Below are 3,766 nucleotides of genomic sequence, written 5' to 3'. Positions count from 1 at the left end.
GCCGGGGCGGGCGCGGCGGCCGGAGCCGGCGCAGCCGCAGGGGCGGGCGCGGCAGCGGGTGCCGGCTCGGCGACCGGGGCCGGCGCAGCAGCCGGGGCGGCCTCGTCCGGGGCCTCGGCGACCGGCGCGCCGGTCTCGTCCTGGCGCTGCTCACGCCGGGCGCGGCGCTGCTCGCCCTTCTGCTCGGCCTTCTTCTTGGTGGGGCCGAGCACCATGATCATGTTGCGGCCGTCCTGCTTCGGCATGCTCTCGATGAAGCCGAGCTCGGACACGTCGTCCGCGAGCCGCTGGAGCAGGCGCACGCCCATCTCGGGGCGCGACTGCTCACGGCCGCGGAACATGATCATGACCTTGACCTTGTCGCCCGCCGCGAGGAACCGCTCGACGTGGCCCTTCTTGGTGCCGTAGTCGTGCGGGTCGATCTTGAGGCGGAAGCGGATCTCCTTGAGAACCGTGTTGCTCTGGTTCCGCCGGGCCTCGCGGGCCTTCATGTCTGCTTCGTACTTGAACTTGCCGTAGTCCATGATCTTGCAGACGGGCGGACGGGCGTCCGGGGCCACCTCGACCAGGTCGAGATCGGCGTCCTGGGCCAGGCGCAGCGCGTCCTCCACGCGGACGATGCCGACCTGCTCGCCGTTCGGGCCGACCAGGCGGACCTCGGCGACGCGGATCCGATCGTTGATGCGGGGCTCGCTGATGTGGTGCTCCTCGAAGTCGCAGGTGACGACCCCAGGAACGAGGAAGGCCCCCGGTCCTGGGCACAGGTGGGGGCCGACGGTTCCACGACCACCGCGTGAGCGGTGCGTCGCCGACCGCGCTCCCGCGAGGGGGGCACGGCCTGGACCGGTGACCTGGACCCTGCTGCCGGCGGACCGGGCGGTCGGGACTCAGGTGGGAGTGGCTCCACTTGTGCACCCGGGCGGAGCACTCGCGCGCACCACCCAGGTCAGTCGTGGATGACTCTACCAGAACACCCGGGCGGGCCGTCCGGATTCCCCCGGCACCGGCCCCACGTGGTGACACGCCGTCAGATCCCTCCTTGAACTGTTCCAGAAGACGTGTCAGGGTGAGGCCATGCCCGTCGACCAGCACGCACCCGCCGCAGCCGGCGCACCGGCCGAGCAGCCGGAGCACGGGACCCCGCAGGACCTGCTGCGCCGGCACGGGCTGCGGGTCACCGCCCCGCGCGTGGCCGTGCTCGACGCAGTCGCCTCGATGCCGCACGCCGACGCGGACGCCGTGCTGCGGCACGCCCGGACCGCGCTGCCGACCGTCTCGGTGCAGGCGGTCTACGACGTGCTGCACGCGCTGACCGACGCCGGCATCCTGCGGCGCATCGAGCCGGCCGGGCACCCCGCCCGGTACGAGCGCCGCGTCGGCGACAACCACCACCACGTCGTCTGCCGGCGCTGCGGTGCCGTCGGCGACGTCGACTGCGCCGTCGGCGAGGCACCGTGCCTCACGCCCGTCTCCACGTCGGGCTTCACGGTCGACACCGCCGAGGTCACCTACTGGGGTCTGTGCCCCGGCTGCCGGGCCGCCTCCGGCTGAGACTCCTCCGCCGGGCCCGTCCGGCCCGCCGGACCCACCGACCACCACCCACCGACCACCGGTCGGGCGCACCCGCCCGCACCGGCCCCCGGCGCGCCCGCAGCGGCTCGCCCGACCCGGAAGGACACGTGTGACCCAGGTCCACCCCACCACCACGAACTCCGGCGCCCCCGTCGCCTCCGACGCCCACTCCCTCGCGGTCGGCGCCGACGGCCCGATCGTCCTGCACGACCACTACCTGGTGGAGAAGCTCGCCCAGTTCAACCGCGAGCGCGTGCCCGAGCGCGTCGTGCACGCCAAGGGCGGTGGCGCGTTCGGGACGTTCACGACGACCGCCGACGTCAGCCGGTACACCCGGGCGGCGCTGTTCCAGCCCGGCGTGCGGACGGACATGCTGGCCCGGTTCTCGTCCGTCGCCGGCGAGCACGGCTCCCCCGACACGTGGCGCGACCCCCGCGGCTTCGCGCTGAAGTTCTACACGTCCGAGGGCAACTACGACCTGGTCGGCAACAACACGCCGGTGTTCTTCCTGCGCGACGGCATCAAGTTCCCGGACTTCATCCGCTCGCAGAAGCGGCTGCCCGGGTCGAACCTGCGCGACAACGACATGCAGTGGGACTTCTGGTCGCTGTCCCCCGAGTCCGCGCACCAGGTCACGTGGCTGATGGGCGACCGCGGGCTGCCGCGCTCGTGGCGGACCATGGACGGCTTCGGCTCGCACACCTACCAGTGGGTGAACGCGGCCGGCGAGCGGTTCTGGGTCAAGTACCACTTCAGGACGCAGCAGGGCATCGACAACCTCACGGCCGACGAGGCCGCGCAGCTGGCGGGCTCGGACGCCGACCACCACATCCGCGACCTGTTCGAGCACATCGCCGACGGGGACTTCCCGCGCTGGACGCTGTCGGTGCAGGTCATGCCGTACGAGGACGCGAAGGCCTACCGGTTCAACCCGTTCGACCTCACGAAGGTCTGGCCGCACGCGGACTACCCGCTGATCGAGGTCGGCGTGATGGAGCTGAACCGCAACCCGGAGAACTACTTCGCGCAGATCGAGCAGGCCACGTTCGCGCCGTCGAACTTCGTGCCCGGCATCGCGGCGAGCCCGGACAAGATGCTGCTCGCGCGGATCTTCTCCTACGCGGACGCCCACCGGTACCGGGTCGGCACGAACCACGCGCAGCTGCCCGTGAACGCCCCGCAGGCGCCGGTGCACTCGTACTCCAAGGACGGTGCGGCGCGGTACCACTTCGCCGCACCCGACGTGCCGGTGTACGCGCCCAACTCGGTGGGCGGCCCGGCGGCGGACCCGGCGCGCGCCGCCGAGTCCTCCGGGTGGGAGTCCGACGGGGCGATGGTCCGCGCCGCGGCCACGCTGCACGAGCAGGACGACGACTGGGGCCAGGCCGGGACCCTGTACCGCGAGGTCTTCGACGACGCCGCCCGCGCCCGGTTCCTCGAGACGATCACCGGGCACGTCGGCGCGGTGCGCAGCGACGTGATCCGCGCCCGGGCCGTCCAGTACTGGACGAACGTGGACGCGGGCCTGGGGCAGGCCCTGGCCGCCGCGCTCGCCGGCACGGCCCCGCTCGAGACCGGCGAGCCCGGCACCGCGAGCACGCCCGTCGCCTGACGCCGGCCGTCCAGCGCACCACGACGCCCGCCGCCCGGACCCCCCGGGCGGCGGGCGTCGTCGCGGATGAGAGGATCGCCCGCATGAGCCAGACGCCCGACCCCGAGACCGCCACCCGCGACATCGCCGACGTCGCCGCGGTCGAGGTGATCACCACCGCCGCCGTGCACCTGATGAGCGCGGCCGCCGTCAAGTGCGGCCTGTCGCCCGACACCGAGGGCCGGCGGGGCAGCGACGACCTGGACCTCGACGAGGCGCGCAAGCTCATCACCGCGCTGGCCGCCCTCGTCACCGCGTCGGCGCCGGACATCGGCAACCAGCACGCGCGCTCGCTGCGGGACGGGCTTCGCTCCCTGCAGCTCGCGTTCCGGGAGGCGAGCCCGTTCCCCGACGCGCCCGGCGACGGCCCCGGCGAGAAGTTCACCGGCGCCGTGTCCTGACACCCCGCGCGTCAGCGGGCGGCGTCCTCCCGCGGTCGCGCGGCCACGTCGTCGGCCCCCGCCGGCACGGGCGTCGGCACCACGCCGGCGGCCGCGGGGACGGCGCGCGCCGGTCCGGCGGGCACCGGGTCGGACGCCGCGG

Annotated in this window: 4 protein-coding genes; 3 read left to right on the top strand and 1 reads right to left on the bottom strand. The window is 73.9% G+C overall.

Annotation, left to right across the window (positions count from 1 at the left end; genetic code table 11):
• A partial coding sequence (gene infC, locus AAHH18_RS18115; protein WP_343302578.1) for a translation initiation factor IF-3 occupies window positions 1-650 on the bottom strand: 650 nt, incomplete at its 3' end.
• 424 nt (window positions 651-1,074) lie between these two features.
• Between infC and AAHH18_RS18110 the strand changes: the two genes are divergently transcribed.
• From AAHH18_RS18110 to AAHH18_RS18100, 3 genes are all read left to right on the top strand, one after another.
• Entirely contained in the window at window positions 1,075-1,551 is a 477-nt protein-coding gene (locus AAHH18_RS18110) for a Fur family transcriptional regulator (protein ID WP_343302577.1), read from the top strand.
• Between the two features lie 130 nt (window positions 1,552-1,681).
• The gene (locus AAHH18_RS18105) at window positions 1,682-3,184 is read left to right on the top strand and encodes a catalase (protein WP_283320081.1); all 1,503 of its coding nucleotides are present in this window, start codon (window positions 1,682-1,684) and stop codon (window positions 3,182-3,184) included.
• A gap of 83 nt (window positions 3,185-3,267) precedes the next feature.
• Entirely contained in the window at window positions 3,268-3,624 is a 357-nt protein-coding gene (locus AAHH18_RS18100; protein WP_343302576.1) for a DUF1844 domain-containing protein, read from the top strand.
• The last annotated feature ends 142 nt before the right edge of the window (window positions 3,625-3,766 follow it).

The sequence above is a fragment of the Cellulomonas olei genome (assembly GCF_039548315.1).
Taxonomy (GTDB): domain Bacteria; phylum Actinomycetota; class Actinomycetes; order Actinomycetales; family Cellulomonadaceae; genus Cellulomonas.
This window is presented reverse-complemented; position numbering and strand designations above follow the sequence as displayed.

Excerpts from the sequence above, each read along its gene's own strand:
- AAHH18_RS18100 (WP_343302576.1), top strand. The coding sequence starts at position 3,268 with ATGAGCCAGACGCCCGACCCCGAGACCGCCACCCGCGACATCGCCGAC.
- AAHH18_RS18110 (WP_343302577.1), top strand. The coding sequence starts at position 1,075 with ATGCCCGTCGACCAGCACGCACCCGCCGCAGCCGGCGCACCGGCCGAG.